Below are 13,537 nucleotides of genomic sequence, written 5' to 3' on the forward strand. Positions count from 1 at the left end.
GTGCTTTAATAAAAAAGACGCCGCGTAGTTGCTATGTGGCGTCTTTTTTGTACCCATTCTCGCTATTTATCCCCAAAAGCCCTCTGTCTCATCATTAAAGTGATATTTTTTACGAATTATCAAAAAAAATGCTTGACGTATTTTTTATCTTTGCTAGAATACGCCCCACTTAGCAAGAACTCGTTAGAGACTTCTAAGGCTCGTTGTAAGCAATTAGTTACTTACAACCTATTCTCCAATAGCTCAGTTGGTAGAGCAACGGACTGTTAATCCGTGTGTCCCTGGTTCGAGCCCAGGTTGGAGAGCCACATTTTAGTAGTAAACCTTTTGAGTCACTATAGATTCAATTATGGCATTTGCCAAAACCCTCATCAGTTTGATGGGGGTTTTTTTATGGCTTAGATTTGAAGAAAACTCTACACTTACTCTAATTCTTTGATAAGTGCCTGCATTTCTTTTATCTCGCGTTTTTGGGCTTTAATAATATCATTGGCAAATTATAGCTGCTGAGCCATAGACTCAACCTCCGCATATACTTGGTTTGTCCCGTCTTTGTTTATTTGCATAATCTGATACGGCATGAACTTGTCTTGATACTCCATGCCTGGACTACCAACTGGCATGCCCGGTACAGCGAGACCAATGGCTTGCTCTGGTGGATTCTGCAAAAACTCTGCCACATACTTAGCAGGGACATGACCTTCAAACACATAGCCATCGCTCGTCACTGCCGTGTGGCAAGAGCGTAGCTCATCAGGCACGCTATGATGGTCTTTAATCAATGATAAATCAGCTGGGTGCTTTACTGTCGAGCTTAGGCCATGTGTCTGTGCATGATCTATCCACTCTTTGCAGCAACCACAATTGGCATCTTTGTAGACGGTTGCGGATACATTTTTCAAGATACCAGTTTGGCTCGCTTGCGTCTGGGCTGTAGATTCTGACACCGCTTCAACGTTTGCCTCTTTAGCATTGGTGTTGACACTTAAGTCATCAGTATTATCAGACTGTGCACACGCTGATAATAGGAGCGCAGCCACTAATACGGCTGCCCCTCGTGTTGGCATGAGTAGATAATTACGAGGTCTACCGGTAGGTTTTACAGTTAGCATTGTCATTTTATGGCCTCATTTTTGGTAAAACACTGATCGCATTTAGACCTTATCATGTCAGAATAAAGCTGAACATCAATACTATTATCAAATTGCCGTCCTAGCAAATCAAGCTTGCTAATGCTTTGATTAGCTTGGCAGCATAGGCAGCCAAACAACCAAGGCCAAAAGCGTCACCAATAACACAGGAGGCGTAATCAGCAGGCCTATTTTTATATATTGTCCCCAACTGATTTTATAGTCTTTTTCTGCCAACACATGCAACCACAATAAAGTCGCAAGACTGCCAATCGGTGTAAACTTAGGCCCCAAATCATTGCCGATCACATTGGCGTAAATCATCAGCTCTCGCGTCGCGGCAGGCACTTGTGCCTGATCAATCGCGAGCGCGCCGACTAGGGTGGCTGGCATATTATTCATAATAGACGCGACAATGGCAGATAAAAACCCAGTCCCTACTGTGGCAATGACTGCGCCCTGCCCTCCTAGCCAGTTAAGCACGCGCGCGCCATAGGCGGTAAGACCTGCATTGCCCAAACCATATACCACCAGATACATGCCGATCGAAAACAGGACGATTTGCCAAGGGGCTTTGCGTACGACCTCACTGACAGATATCACCGCGCCGCGTCCGCCTTGCCACAAGCGTCCAGCGATGACCATCAGTAAGAGAGCCGCCGCACCAGTGACAAGGGAAATAGGCAACCCTAGCGGCTCGGTCGCAAAATAAGCAACCAATAGCAAACCCAACAATGGAAAAGCGGCACGAAAGACCAATGGATCGGTAATAGCGGACGCTGGGACGCTTAGATTATCGACTGGATAGTGCTTGGGAATATGACGGGCATAGACCATCCACAATACCAGTAGCGTCGCCAATACGGACACGATATTCACAGGCACCATGACCGCCGCATAACGACCAAAACCAATATCAAAATAATTGGCACTGACGATGTTGACTAAGTTTGAGGTGACCAAGGGCAGACTTGCCGTATCAGCGATAAAACCCGTCGCGATGATAAAGGCTAAAGCGGATGGCGGCGAAAAATTAAGGCGCAACAAGATCGCAATCACAATAGGCGTCAGTAATAGCGCCGCCCCATCATTGGCAAAAAAGGCAGAAATAAACGCACCCAATACGACAATCATCGGAAAAAGCAGTCGCCCTTGCCCATTACCAAGCCTTGCTACATGCAGCGCTGCCCAGCCAAAAAATCCTGCTCTGTCTAAGATAAGCGAGATGATAATCAGCGCCACAAAAGTAAAGGTCGCATCCCAGACAATATCCCAAACGATGCCGACATCTGAGAGCTGCACCACACCAAGCACCAACGCGACCAACGCGCCGCCCAGCGCACTCCAGCCGATACCCAACCCTTTCGGTTGCCATATGACCAGCACCAGAGTGACAACAAAAATAGCGAACGCAAGCATGGCACAGCCTTACTGATATAATAATGTTAATGTAATTGTATTAGGGGGACAGTATTAGCGTAACCGTATCAAAGCGACTTTTGATTGACGCGGTTGGATAGTTCTTCAGCGCTCTCGACGCGTTCTGAATAACGATCGGTGAGATACGCTGAGCGCCCGCGGGTGAGCCAAGTAAACTTCACCAGCTCCTCGCAGACATCGACAAGACGCAGATATAACGGAGACATATCCATGCGATTGTCGTCATTGAATTCCAAAAAAGCTTTGGGGATAGAGGACTGATTGGGGATAGTAATCATCCGCATCCAACGTCCAAGAATACGCATTTGATTGACCGTATTAAAGCTCTGACTACCGCCACTGACTTGCATCAGTGCTAAGGTTTTACCCTGTGTCGGACGGACGCCACCTAAAGACAGCGGAATCCAATCGATTTGCGCTTTCATAATACTGGTAATACTGCCATGACGCTCTGGACTCACCCAAAGCATCCCTTCTGACCACTGTGCCAACTGTCGTAGCTCTTGTACTTTGGGATGGTCTGAGTCTACATCGTCAGGCAATGGCAAGCCTGAGGGATCAAACATCCGCACCTCACAACCATACCAACGTAACAGTCGGCTCGACTCTTCCGCGGCCAATCTGGAGAATGAGCGCGCGCGGACAGAGCCATACAACACCAGTATTTTGGGCGCATGACGTGGATCATTGGGGGCAATCAACGACTCAACATCAATAGGTTGAATTTGGTCTACATCGATATTGGATAGATCAGCAAAGCTAGCGGCTGCTGAAACAGTAGACTCCTGCGCATCTGCTTGTTCAGCCTTAGTGCTTGTCATGATAAATGACCTCTCCATCTTCTTTGGTAAAGCTGTTGACTGGATTTGCCAGCAGTTCAAACACTCGCTCTGAAGGACGACATAAGGCCGTACCTTTATTAGTCACCACGATCGGACGATTGATCAAAATAGGGTGTGCAATCATCGCATCGATAATGTGATCATCAGAGAGTTCAGGGTTGTCTAGACCAAGCTCATCATTGATCGCCTCTTTACTTCTTAATAATTCTCTTGGAGAGATTTGCATTTGGGCTAACAATTCAACTAAACGCGCTCGCGTTGGTGGCGTTTTTAGATATTCCACTATTTCAGGCATCTCCCCTGAGGCTTTCATAATGGCAAGGGTATTACGAGAAGTGCCGCAGTTAGGGTTATGAAAAATTAAAGGTTTCATCGTCATTTTACCTATTTTATAAGTATGTTTATTGAATCGAGCATTGGTTAATCATTACTTTGCTCAGCAGATTCATTTACCCTGCATCCACTTAAGCTATCGATGAGTGAAGCACACAATTCTGGATGTCCTGCACAACAGTCTTGTAGTAAGAACTGAATGACACTATCCATATGTGAGAGCGATGCCCGATAGATAATTTGCCGGCTTTGTCGTTGTGAGACCACCCACCCTGCTCGTGCCAGCACCGCTAGATGCGCTGACATCGTGTTGTGTGGCACACCGAGCTGACGAGCTATTTCACCCGCAGGGAGACCGTCAGGCTCGTGGCTGACTAGCAATCTAAAAGCCTTTAAACGAGTGTCTTGAGAGAGTGCAGCAAAGCTTGCAGTAGCAGTAGTTATTTCCATATGTCCAATAATACAGACATATGGAAATAATTCAATGGTTTTTGGATGAATTTTTTTCTTTTGGGAGTGCCAGAGCTTACTCAAAATGCGACGATAAGTAGAATATCTAAATAGTTAACACTCATATCTGCCAAATATATGCTTAGTAATTGACCTTCTTACCGATATGATATTAACTATTGCGTATTCTCAAGTAGGTACCTTACATGTTTGCGTGCAGACAGCGCTTAACAATTTTGAGTCTGACTTTTTCTGATGGTTTGAGGCTACCATTTATCCAAAATTCGTTATCTAGCTTATCTGTATGTTTTTCAGAGCTTCCCCAGCGTGATTCTTTAGAACCAAAATCCTTTAATTCAATTAACGTAAAGCCTTGCTTTTCCTCTTTGCTGAGTAGTGCTTCAGGAACCCAACCGTTAACCATAGTTGTATGACCTTACTCAAAGTCGATATCGAAATTTAACCAATATTGAGTTTCCTCGCCCTTATTTGTTAAATAACTCAATGTAAAATTATTTTTATACCAAAGAATAAAACTATCCGTGGATTTTAAGAAATACCAAGTCAAATCCAACAATTCTCGACAACGCTCAATATTAGGCGGTGGAGCATCATTATGTTCAATATCGTTCCTGATAAGCATTAACTGTTTTAACATGTAAGGTCGAACTAAGCCCAAAGACTCTAAGTATTCTAAATATCCTTTTGGTGAATCAGATACAGCAATTTTCTTGAGCGAATATACGTGTTCTATAAACTTCAGCCTTTGATTGAGGCAGCGTTTTAAATTAGAAATGACATCAACCCGATCAAACTCATTTGTACCCCCTGTCGAAATTAGCTCAGCATGTTTCCAAAGATCGCATGCCCTTAGATGATCTACCTCGTTTGTATAACTATAGCTCTCTATCTTTGCAGACCAATCCAATACCGAATCACATAACCAAACCTTTTCTTTTTCCATATTATATTTCTCATTTTCTATCACTGACTAAAATGATTATGTATGCATTACTATTTGTTATTTTGTGATCGTTTGTATACCCTACCGACATGAATCAAGCTGACCAGCTTGATCAGTGGCTTTATAAGTAGCTGCGCACTACCAAGGATAAATAGCCAAGTACCGTCCGTTGTCAGTGATTCCTTTAAAAAGAAAAAGCTACCGATCAAAAACCAAATAGCGATAAGTAAGTCATTTACTGCGCCCAACGCATCGTAGCGTCGCTGTATCACAATATGATCTTGTCCAATATCAATATCCAATTTTTTACTATCACCCAAAACTTATTCCTCACTTACCTATGTATATTAGGCCATTAGATATATCAGTCAGCCAGCACTACTGTCAACAATGGGCGGTGTAAGGCGTACGAAAATAAAGAGATTTATGCCTGCTATGACTTATTCATCCAATAATTTTACGACTAATTTTTACTTATATTTTATATCATTGAAAATAGTGGCAAAAAGGATTTTCGATTGATGATCGTGCTATCGTGGCGGGCTCATCTGCAATATACTAAAACATGATGGTATTGAGCAAAAACTACAGACACAAAAAAACCCCAAACAATCTAATGTTTGAGGCGAAACTTGCTTAAACCCAAAGGTCTAAATTCGTTTTAAATATGGCGCAGCGGACGGGACTCGAACCCGCGACCCCCGGCGTGACAGGCCGGTATTCTAACCAACTGAACTACCGCTGCTTAGGTCTCTTAGCTTGTTTAGCCACTTGCTAAGAAGTGGTGGGTGATGACGGATTCGAACCGCCGACATTCTGCGTGTAAGGCAGACGCTCTACCAACTGAGCTAATCACCCTGAGCGAGGAGCAAACGAAGCACTGCTTCGTCCGAGCGCAAGAGAATTTACATTTTCGTAAATTCTAGAAGCTCAGTACCCAATATAAGGTATAACTTCTACTACAAGAGAAATTCTTTAAATAGAATTTCTGTATTGCTTCATTAACATCAGCTGTCACACTCAATGTTAATTTAATCAGCTGGGCTTATTTAAGTAAGTCCCCTTGCTGTGGGTGTGTATTATATAGATTTACACTTGGCTGTCAAACGCTATTTTCCACTTTTTTGAATATTTTTCACTTTTATATCGAAATTTTTAGCAAGCATATGTTTTTATTGATTTTATACTTTCATAAAAAATCAATTTTTTTCAGACTCGATACTTACTTATTAGTTAATGCTTGTTCAATGTCTTTTTTGATGGCTTCTGGTTTTGTCGTTGGCGCATAACGATCGATAACTTGACCTTGGCTATCAATTAAAAACTTAGTAAAATTCCATTTGATACCATCTGTCAATAGACCGCCTTTTTGGTCTTTAAGCCAGTCATAGATAGGATGAGCGTCTGGGCCATTGACATCAATCTTTGCCATCATAGGAAAGCTGACACCATAGTTCTTTTGGCAAAACGCCCCTATCTCATCATTGCTACCGGGATCTTGACCACCAAATTGATTACAAGGAAAACCAACAACGACCAGCCCTTGATCCTTATATTGTTGATATAGCGACTCTAATCCTTCGAACTGCGGGGTAAAGCCACATTTGCTTGCCGTGTTAACGATTAGCAATACTTTATCTTTATACTCAGAAAACGCTTGCGAGCTGCCATCCATACGCTCAGCGGTGAAGTCATAAATAGTACTCATCATCTATCCTTAAATTGAGAATTTTATTATTTTGATTATCTGTTTCAATAACGCTGTTTTCTTTATCATATGAATATTAGAAGCCTTTCAAAAGGAAGCACTCTGTACTTCCCCTCTCACACTTCTAAAATCAGACAAAGAACTTACTTCTCAGATTTATCTAAATCAATAGATACTGAGTTGATGCAATAGCGCATGCCTGTTGTCTCACGTGGCCCATCAGGGAATACATGGCCTAAATGTGCGCCGCAGTTGCTACAGGTGACTTCGGTACGAGTCATACCCAATGAGTTATCGACATGCTCGTCTATCGCACTGTTATCAACCCCTTGATCGAAACTTGGCCAACCACAACCCGCATCAAACTTATTGCTTGAATCAAACAAACTGGCTCCGCAGCCTTTGCAGCGATAAACACCATCATCAGTTGCATCGTTATAAACGCCTGTAAACGGACGCTCTGTGCCCTTTTCACGCATCACATGATACTCGTCAGCGCTCAAACGCTCTTTCCAGTCAGCTTCGGTCAATTGGCTGATTTCTTCTTTACTTAATTGATTGTCTTGCATAATTTACCCTCATTCGATTATTTATTATTGATAACTATTTTATCGCCATATTATTGTAAAAACGATGGGTTATATGTGAAGGTTCACAACTCACTATTCAAGGCATGTTCAAAAAGAGTACTGCCAATGCTATGTGATTTGTAGTGCTTTGAGCAGCACCTTTTGAATAGAATACAGCCAATAATATTCGCTTATCTATAGATATGAGCATCAAGGGAAAGGGAAAAAGACACAATATTGCAAGTTATTCTTGCATTTTATAAAAACCGTTTCTATCTCTTGCAATATGACTTGCAATGCAATAATATCTTGCATTGATAAATTATAAAAACAATACTCAATTTTGCATCATCTACTACACGTTCACTGATTGATAAAGGCTCAAATAACAATGTCTGATGACGATAGTAAAAGCACACAAGCGCAGCGACTGGTGCAGTTGCGCCGAGACAAAGGATTTACTGCTGAGCAGCTAGCACAAGCAATGACAGCCGCTGGTGCAAAGGTGAGTCGCGGCGCTATCTCCAACTGGGAGCGCGGCACTAATGGTATCGTCTCATCGAAGCTGCCCACACTCGCACGCATTTTGGGTTGTAGCGAAGGCTACCTATTGCGCGGTGAGCTTAAAAATGAAGCTGCTGCTGATTCCGATGATTTAGCATCATCTACAAAGCAAAGCGAGCTCAGTTCGACGAGCCCTAAAGCAACTACGGCTCAACCGATTTTATCTCCTAATACGACATCTTTTAATCATGATAAAACTTCACACAACCACTCGATAAATGGTCACGCTATGAACACCATAAAAAAATCCGATAAATTACAAAACGTCTGCTATGACATTCGCGGCCCCCTACTACAAACTGCCAATAAAATGGAAGCAGAGGGTAAGCGTATATTAAAACTAAACGTCGGCAATCCAGCGCCGTTTGGTTTAGAAGCGCCTCATGAAATCTTACGTGACGTGGCGATGAATTTATCTGAGGCAACGGGTTATTCAGACTCACAAGGGATTTTTTCAGCGCGTAAAGCCATTTTGCAATATTACCAGTCCAAAGGTTTGTTATCAGCAGTTGATGTACGTGACGTCTATCTGGGCAACGGTGTGTCTGAGCTGATTGTTATGACTATGCAAGCACTGATGAACGATGGTGACGAAGTGCTGATCCCGATGCCAGATTATCCGCTTTGGACAGCAGCGGCTAACCTCGCTGGTGGTACAGCTGTGCACTATCGCTGTAATGAGGAAGACAACTGGCATCCTGATATTGAGGACATCAAATCTAAGATTACCAGTAAAACAAAAGGCATCGTCGTTATCAACCCCAATAACCCGACAGGCTCCCTTTATAGCGACGAGTTACTAAAACAAATTATCGAAGTCGCGAAAGAGCACAACTTAATCATCATGGCGGACGAGATTTACGATCGTATTCTCTATGATGATAATGTACATACCCCGATGAGCACCTTGACCGATGAAGTATTGGTACTCTCGTACAACGGCTTGTCAAAATCGCACCGTATTGCCGGATTTCGCTCAGGTTGGATGATGGTGTCTGGACGCAAACAACACGCGGCTGACTTTATTGAAGGCTTGGATATGCTGGCATCCATGCGCCTATGCTCTAATGTTCAAGGACAATACGCTATTCAAACAGCAATGGGCGGTCATCAGAGTATGCAAGACTTGACCTCTGAATCAGGTCGCCTATATAAACAGCGCGAAATGGCGGTGTCACGTCTCAATGCGATTAAAGGCATTTCTTGTACCATGCCACAAGGTGCGTTTTACTGTTTTCCAAAAATGGATCCAGAGGTTTACCCCATCACGGATGATATGGACTTTATGATGGACTTACTCGTCGAAGAAAACGTGCTGATGGTACAAGGTACAGGCTTTAATTGGGACAAACCCGATCATTTTCGTTTGGTCTTTTTACCTAACTTGCTTGATTTAGAAAATGCGATGGATAGATTAGACCGATTTTTTGCAAAAAAACGCCAGCAGTTTGGTACTGAGTAAATTCTCATATGACATTAAAAAACGCTTATCGGCATGATGCTGATAAGCGTTTTTTATGGCTCTAGAATAGGCTTTAGTGCAGAACTCTATCGCCTTAGGATTAAAAAATATTGCTCAATATAATATAGCTGATCGCTGATAAACCAGCAGCGACTGGCAAGGTGATGACCCATGCCAAACCGATTGGCTTCATGAGCGCCCAATTGGTATCTTTATTGACCATACCAATACCCAGTACAGCCCCAACCAAGGTATGCGTACTTGATACAGGTAGACCCATCGTTGATGCGCCCATAACGACAGCAGCAGCGGCCAGCTCAGCTGAGAATCCAGAAGCTGGATGCATTTTAGCTAGATTGGTACCGACGGTTTGAATCACTTCTTTACCAATAAACCAAAGACCAACAATCAGCGCCACACCAAAAGTCAACATGACAGCTGGTGGTACAGCCGCCTCCGTAGAGATGCTATTGGTACGAATGACATCCATAATCGCAGCAAAAGGACCAACTGCATTGGCAATATCGTTTGAGCCGTGACTAAAAGCAAATGCTGACGCGGTAAAGACCTGCATCCAGCTAAACATAATAAAGGTGGCTTTAGTCAGATCTTCTTTGTGCTTACCGCGGATACTCTTAGTATAAATATAAGTCGCAAGCCATACTAACGCTGCTATCATCCCCATGATTAAAAAGCCTTGCAACGTCGTCATACCGTTATTGACGTTTTTCAAACCTTTAAAGATAACCAGTGAGGCCATGACTGCACCGCCCGCAGCCGCAATAATAGGCACCCATTGCTTCAATGCTTTTAAGGTATCGAGGTTGCTACGCTCGTTTTCAAGCTTATAAAGTTCTTTGTAATAATCCGTCTCTAAATCTTCAACCAAGCAATCATCATCTTTATAGATTTCTTGATCACGTAGCATCGCTGACGTGTAAGCCAACTGCTCTGACTCTGTCAAGCCATCCAAAAACTCTTTATGATTTTGCTTTAATACTTTTTTATTGGCTTTTAGCTCACCAATATGCGCTTCTGTTCTATCGTTATATTCAATAATATTTTTCTTAATTTGTCCGTATAGTATATAAGACAAAACGCCGCCTAGTAACGGTGATAGAACCCAAGAGATAGCGATAGTACCAATCTTACCCCAATTTACCGTCGATAACGCCATTTCAGTACCACCTAACGTGATACCCAATACGATGGAACTACCAACCACACCGCCAATAATCGCGTGGGTGGTAGACACTGGCAGACCTTTTTTGGTAGCAAATAACAACCAAAACGCAGCAGCAATCAGCGCTGAGAGCATGACATAAATAAACTGGTTGGGCTCGACTGAGAGGCCATCTAAATCGACAATGCCGCTTCGGATAGTATCGGTTACTTCACCACCTGCCAATACAGCTCCCGATACCTCAAATATCGCTGCAATACCCAATGCTTGCGGGATAGTCAACGTCCCTGCACCCACTGAAGTACCAAAGGAGTTGGCGACATCGTTACCACCGATATTGAATGCCATAAAGACACCAAACGCGGTCGCTACAATAAACAGCGTCGTTTGCTGACGCATGGTGTAATCTAAACCCCACCACAAAAAGTAGATGGTCATCGCAATCAATAAAATGGCAAAAAATAGATTTACTTTCATAGAGCCGACTGATTGGGTTGGCCCTGTAGAACTGTTGCTAATACCCATACGTTGATACGTCCTGCGTAAGCTGATTGAAATTATATGCAATTAGTAACATTGCGCAGCTATACATGTGAGTTTTAAGATCACACAATAAAGCAGCATGATGATAAATGCGCAACGTGCTTTTTAAACAATGAATGCTAAACAATAATCTTTAGCGGATTTTGCTGCCGTACCTTAGAATCATTCATCTACGCTTGATTCGGGCGTTGATACGCTTCTCTGTAAAAACACATCACATATCAAAAAGCCGCAAAGTATATTGCCCAATCATTTGATTACAGCATCTTGCGGCTTATCTTTCTGGTGATGTTACGGTCTTTATCAATACAGTGTTTATCAATACTTAGATACGGCGATAATGTCTTTTAAATATCTGTACTCATCATAAAATATGCATCTGTCAGCACATTTTATGACAGGGTAAAGACAATTGCGGCCCTATTATATTAAATATAATCACATAATGCATAATGATATTGCAAGATTTGTAACTGTGAGCGTGTCCACAGAATTCATTGTTTATCAATGACAGATTAGATTTCGTATGTTTCCCTAAGCAAAATTGGGAAAAGATGGTTTTTTAAAATTATGAATAACCTGTAAACCTTCATTATTTTCTGATAGCTATTTGTTGCTGTCAGATGCCTCTGATAACTGCTGTATAGCATGATCTAAGACATCTAAACGCGCTTGTCGCTTTTCATTGGTCGCGATAATACACCATGGCGCTGTTTTTGTATCGGTGCGTGCCAACATATCTGCTGCAGATTGCACATAATCTGACCATTTATCACGGTTGCGCCAATCATCATCAGTGAGTTTGAATTGCTTGTGCGGCGTCTCTTGGCGGGCTTCGAAGCGTTTTAGCTGCTCTTTTTTATCAATAGCTAACCAATATTTGATGACCAGTGTCCCAGCCTCCACTAAGTCTGATTCAAAACGATTGATTTCATCATAGGCACGCTGCCACTCTTCATCGGTGGCAAACCCTTCAATACGTTCAACCAGCACGCGGCCATACCAAGTGCGATCGAAGATAGCGATACGGCTAACATGGTTTGTTTGCTCATTAGGTAACTTTGTCCAAAAACGCCATAAATAAGGGTGCTGAGTCTCGTATAACATCGGTGCGCCGATATTGTAAATTTGATACTCACGTGGATCGAGTGCGGCAACTAACCTTTTAATTGCGCCTCCTTTCCCAGCCGCGTCCATACCTTCAAAGGCAAAGACAACGTGACGACCTTGACGCGCCCGTAGTAATTCAGCGAGACGTGTTTGCTTCTTTGCCAAAGCGTCATTATATTCAGACTTACTGATCTTTGAATCATCAATATTGGTCAAGCTTTTCGGTATCTTTACCGGTTCAAACGGCGCCTGTTCAACTTTTAGTTTGGATTTTTTTGTCTTGGACGGTGGTTTTTTTCCTGTAGATTCGGTTGTACTGGTACGACTACTAACGAGCGCCATTTGCATCGCATGTAGGACTTCATGACAAAAATTATCAGCCGCTGCCGATTTATCATCACCATCAATGATGATCCAGTCATCTTGTTGCCGTAAAAGAGTGGCTGCAACCTCATTAAACTTTTCGATCACTTTTTTGCTGTTCCAGTCAATTTGATACAAAAACTGCGGATCAGCCTCACTATCTTGTAGGCGGCTATGCAGTGTTTCTATATCCACATGGAACCAGCATTTCAGTAGCCTAGTGTGATTGGCTACAAGGTCCTGCTCAAATGCTTTGAGCTCAGCTAATTGCTGCTGTAAATAAGCTTGCCATTTCGCAATAGGAAGCGCATTTTTATCGATATGTTTTTGATTTTTCGATTGCTTCTTTTTATCTTCAGTATTTGATGTTGCTATGCGCATGACGTTGTATAACAAGTCAGCATACCAATTACCAAAATAAACCATCACATCACCATGGCGCGGCATTGCGCCAGTATGAACTTGCCAAATAGGCTGATAGCTTAGCGGCGCATGACCAACGGTTGCCTCAACTTTAAGCAATCTTGGATCAACCCATTGCCTCAATTGCTTAACGGCAGTACCCTTGCCTGCCTGCTCCATCCCATTGACGAGTACCAGCAGCCCTGTTGGTTTATTAAGCGTTGGCGGTGTCTGTTGCCGGGTGGCTCTTAGTGCGTACTGTGCTGTAACCAAGGCGAGCCTAAGTGCATCCTTGTCCATAGAAAACTGACTCAAAGGATTGGGCGTTAGGCGCTCCTCGACGACTTGCTCACTAAACTGCGAACTGACCGCTTGTGGTGCCTCTGGTTCAGTAGTATCATTTTTCTGGGACATGATTGGACTCACTTTTATTGTTATTGAATGATATTGTTATTACACTGCTTTGCCATTGAA

At 42.8% G+C, this 13,537-nt stretch carries 13 protein-coding genes and 3 tRNA genes; 2 read left to right on the forward strand and 14 right to left on the reverse strand.

What is annotated here, in order from left to right; translation table 11 throughout:
* Positions 1-232: 232 nt before the first annotated feature.
* Positions 233-308, forward strand: a tRNA-Asn gene (locus tag ACHUET_RS08950).
* Between the two features lie 189 nt (positions 309-497).
* Here the strand turns inward: ACHUET_RS08950 and ACHUET_RS08955 are convergent.
* The 12 genes from ACHUET_RS08955 to msrB all read right to left on the reverse strand — a co-directional run bounded on the left by ACHUET_RS08955 (position 498) and on the right by msrB (position 7,436).
* A complete protein-coding gene (locus ACHUET_RS08955; protein WP_394212260.1) occupies positions 498-1,118 on the reverse strand; it encodes a DUF411 domain-containing protein in 621 nt (206 codons plus the stop codon).
* 123 nt (positions 1,119-1,241) lie between these two features.
* The gene (locus tag ACHUET_RS08960; RefSeq protein ID WP_394212261.1) at positions 1,242-2,549 is read right to left on the reverse strand and encodes an arsenic transporter; all 1,308 of its coding nucleotides are present in this window, start codon (positions 2,547-2,549) and stop codon (positions 1,242-1,244) included.
* Between the two features lie 68 nt (positions 2,550-2,617).
* The gene (arsH, locus tag ACHUET_RS08965) at positions 2,618-3,391 is read right to left on the reverse strand and encodes an arsenical resistance protein ArsH (protein ID WP_394212263.1); all 774 of its coding nucleotides are present in this window, start codon (positions 3,389-3,391) and stop codon (positions 2,618-2,620) included.
* Positions 3,378-3,785 (reverse strand): arsenate reductase (glutaredoxin), encoded by a 408-nt coding sequence (gene arsC, locus ACHUET_RS08970; protein ID WP_394212265.1) that lies wholly within the window; start codon positions 3,783-3,785, stop codon positions 3,378-3,380. Before arsC ends, arsH begins: the two co-directional genes overlap by 14 nt.
* Positions 3,786-3,832: 47 nt before the next feature.
* Entirely contained in the window at positions 3,833-4,195 is a 363-nt protein-coding gene (locus ACHUET_RS08975) for an ArsR/SmtB family transcription factor (protein WP_394212266.1), read from the reverse strand.
* A 202-nt stretch (positions 4,196-4,397) separates the two neighbouring features.
* Entirely contained in the window at positions 4,398-4,619 is a 222-nt protein-coding gene (locus ACHUET_RS08980) for a hypothetical protein (protein WP_394212268.1), read from the reverse strand.
* A 12-nt stretch (positions 4,620-4,631) separates the two neighbouring features.
* Positions 4,632-5,159, reverse strand: coding sequence for a hypothetical protein (locus ACHUET_RS08985; protein WP_394212269.1), 528 nt, complete (start codon positions 5,157-5,159; stop codon positions 4,632-4,634).
* Between the two features lie 50 nt (positions 5,160-5,209).
* The gene (locus ACHUET_RS08990) at positions 5,210-5,479 is read right to left on the reverse strand and encodes a YrhK family protein (RefSeq protein ID WP_394212271.1); all 270 of its coding nucleotides are present in this window, start codon (positions 5,477-5,479) and stop codon (positions 5,210-5,212) included.
* Positions 5,480-5,827: 348 nt separating this feature from the next.
* Positions 5,828-5,904 (reverse strand) — tRNA-Asp (locus ACHUET_RS08995).
* A gap of 37 nt (positions 5,905-5,941) precedes the next feature.
* Positions 5,942-6,017: transfer RNA gene (locus tag ACHUET_RS09000), tRNA-Val, on the reverse strand.
* Between the two features lie 364 nt (positions 6,018-6,381).
* Positions 6,382-6,867: a glutathione peroxidase gene (locus tag ACHUET_RS09005; RefSeq protein WP_394212273.1), complete on the reverse strand. Its 486-nt coding sequence runs from the start codon at positions 6,865-6,867 to the stop codon at positions 6,382-6,384.
* Positions 6,868-7,010: 143 nt separating this feature from the next.
* Positions 7,011-7,436 carry a peptide-methionine (R)-S-oxide reductase MsrB gene (gene msrB, locus ACHUET_RS09010; RefSeq protein ID WP_201598436.1) on the reverse strand — a complete coding sequence of 142 codons (426 nt, stop codon included), beginning with the start codon at positions 7,434-7,436 and terminating at the stop codon, positions 7,011-7,013.
* A gap of 484 nt (positions 7,437-7,920) precedes the next feature.
* On the opposite strand from msrB, the gene ACHUET_RS09015 reads away from it, so the two are divergent.
* Positions 7,921-9,462: an aminotransferase class I/II-fold pyridoxal phosphate-dependent enzyme gene (locus ACHUET_RS09015; protein WP_394212356.1), complete on the forward strand. Its 1,542-nt coding sequence runs from the start codon at positions 7,921-7,923 to the stop codon at positions 9,460-9,462.
* Between the two features lie 100 nt (positions 9,463-9,562).
* Here the strand turns inward: ACHUET_RS09015 and ACHUET_RS09020 are convergent, their stop codons facing one another.
* Complete coding sequence (locus ACHUET_RS09020; RefSeq protein ID WP_394212275.1) at positions 9,563-11,170, reverse strand: inorganic phosphate transporter; 1,608 nt, start codon at positions 11,168-11,170, stop codon at positions 9,563-9,565.
* A gap of 624 nt (positions 11,171-11,794) precedes the next feature.
* Positions 11,795-13,477 carry an ATPase gene (locus ACHUET_RS09025; RefSeq protein ID WP_394212276.1) on the reverse strand — a complete coding sequence of 561 codons (1,683 nt, stop codon included), beginning with the start codon at positions 13,475-13,477 and terminating at the stop codon, positions 11,795-11,797.
* Between the last annotated feature and the right edge of the window lie 60 nt (positions 13,478-13,537).

The organism is Psychrobacter piscatorii (genome assembly GCF_043641605.1).
Taxonomy (GTDB): domain Bacteria; phylum Pseudomonadota; class Gammaproteobacteria; order Pseudomonadales; family Moraxellaceae; genus Psychrobacter; species Psychrobacter piscatorii_C.

Excerpts from the sequence above, each read along its gene's own strand:
- arsC (WP_394212265.1), bottom strand. The coding sequence starts at position 3,785 with ATGAAACCTTTAATTTTTCATAACCCTAACTGCGGCACTTCTCGTAAT.
- ACHUET_RS08985 (WP_394212269.1), bottom strand. The coding sequence starts at position 5,159 with ATGGAAAAAGAAAAGGTTTGGTTATGTGATTCGGTATTGGATTGGTCT.
- arsH (WP_394212263.1), bottom strand. The coding sequence starts at position 3,391 with ATGACAAGCACTAAGGCTGAACAAGCAGATGCGCAGGAGTCTACTGTT.
- ACHUET_RS09005 (WP_394212273.1), bottom strand. The coding sequence starts at position 6,867 with ATGAGTACTATTTATGACTTCACCGCTGAGCGTATGGATGGCAGCTCG.
- ACHUET_RS08960 (WP_394212261.1), bottom strand. The coding sequence starts at position 2,549 with ATGCTTGCGTTCGCTATTTTTGTTGTCACTCTGGTGCTGGTCATATGG.
- ACHUET_RS09025 (WP_394212276.1), bottom strand. The coding sequence starts at position 13,477 with ATGTCCCAGAAAAATGATACTACTGAACCAGAGGCACCACAAGCGGTC.
- ACHUET_RS08955 (WP_394212260.1), bottom strand. The coding sequence starts at position 1,118 with ATGACAATGCTAACTGTAAAACCTACCGGTAGACCTCGTAATTATCTA.
- ACHUET_RS09015 (WP_394212356.1), top strand. The coding sequence starts at position 7,921 with ATGACAGCCGCTGGTGCAAAGGTGAGTCGCGGCGCTATCTCCAACTGG.
- ACHUET_RS08980 (WP_394212268.1), bottom strand. The coding sequence starts at position 4,619 with ATGGTTAACGGTTGGGTTCCTGAAGCACTACTCAGCAAAGAGGAAAAG.
- msrB (WP_201598436.1), bottom strand. The coding sequence starts at position 7,436 with ATGCAAGACAATCAATTAAGTAAAGAAGAAATCAGCCAATTGACCGAA.
- ACHUET_RS09020 (WP_394212275.1), bottom strand. The coding sequence starts at position 11,170 with ATGGGTATTAGCAACAGTTCTACAGGGCCAACCCAATCAGTCGGCTCT.
- ACHUET_RS08975 (WP_394212266.1), bottom strand. The coding sequence starts at position 4,195 with ATGGAAATAACTACTGCTACTGCAAGCTTTGCTGCACTCTCTCAAGAC.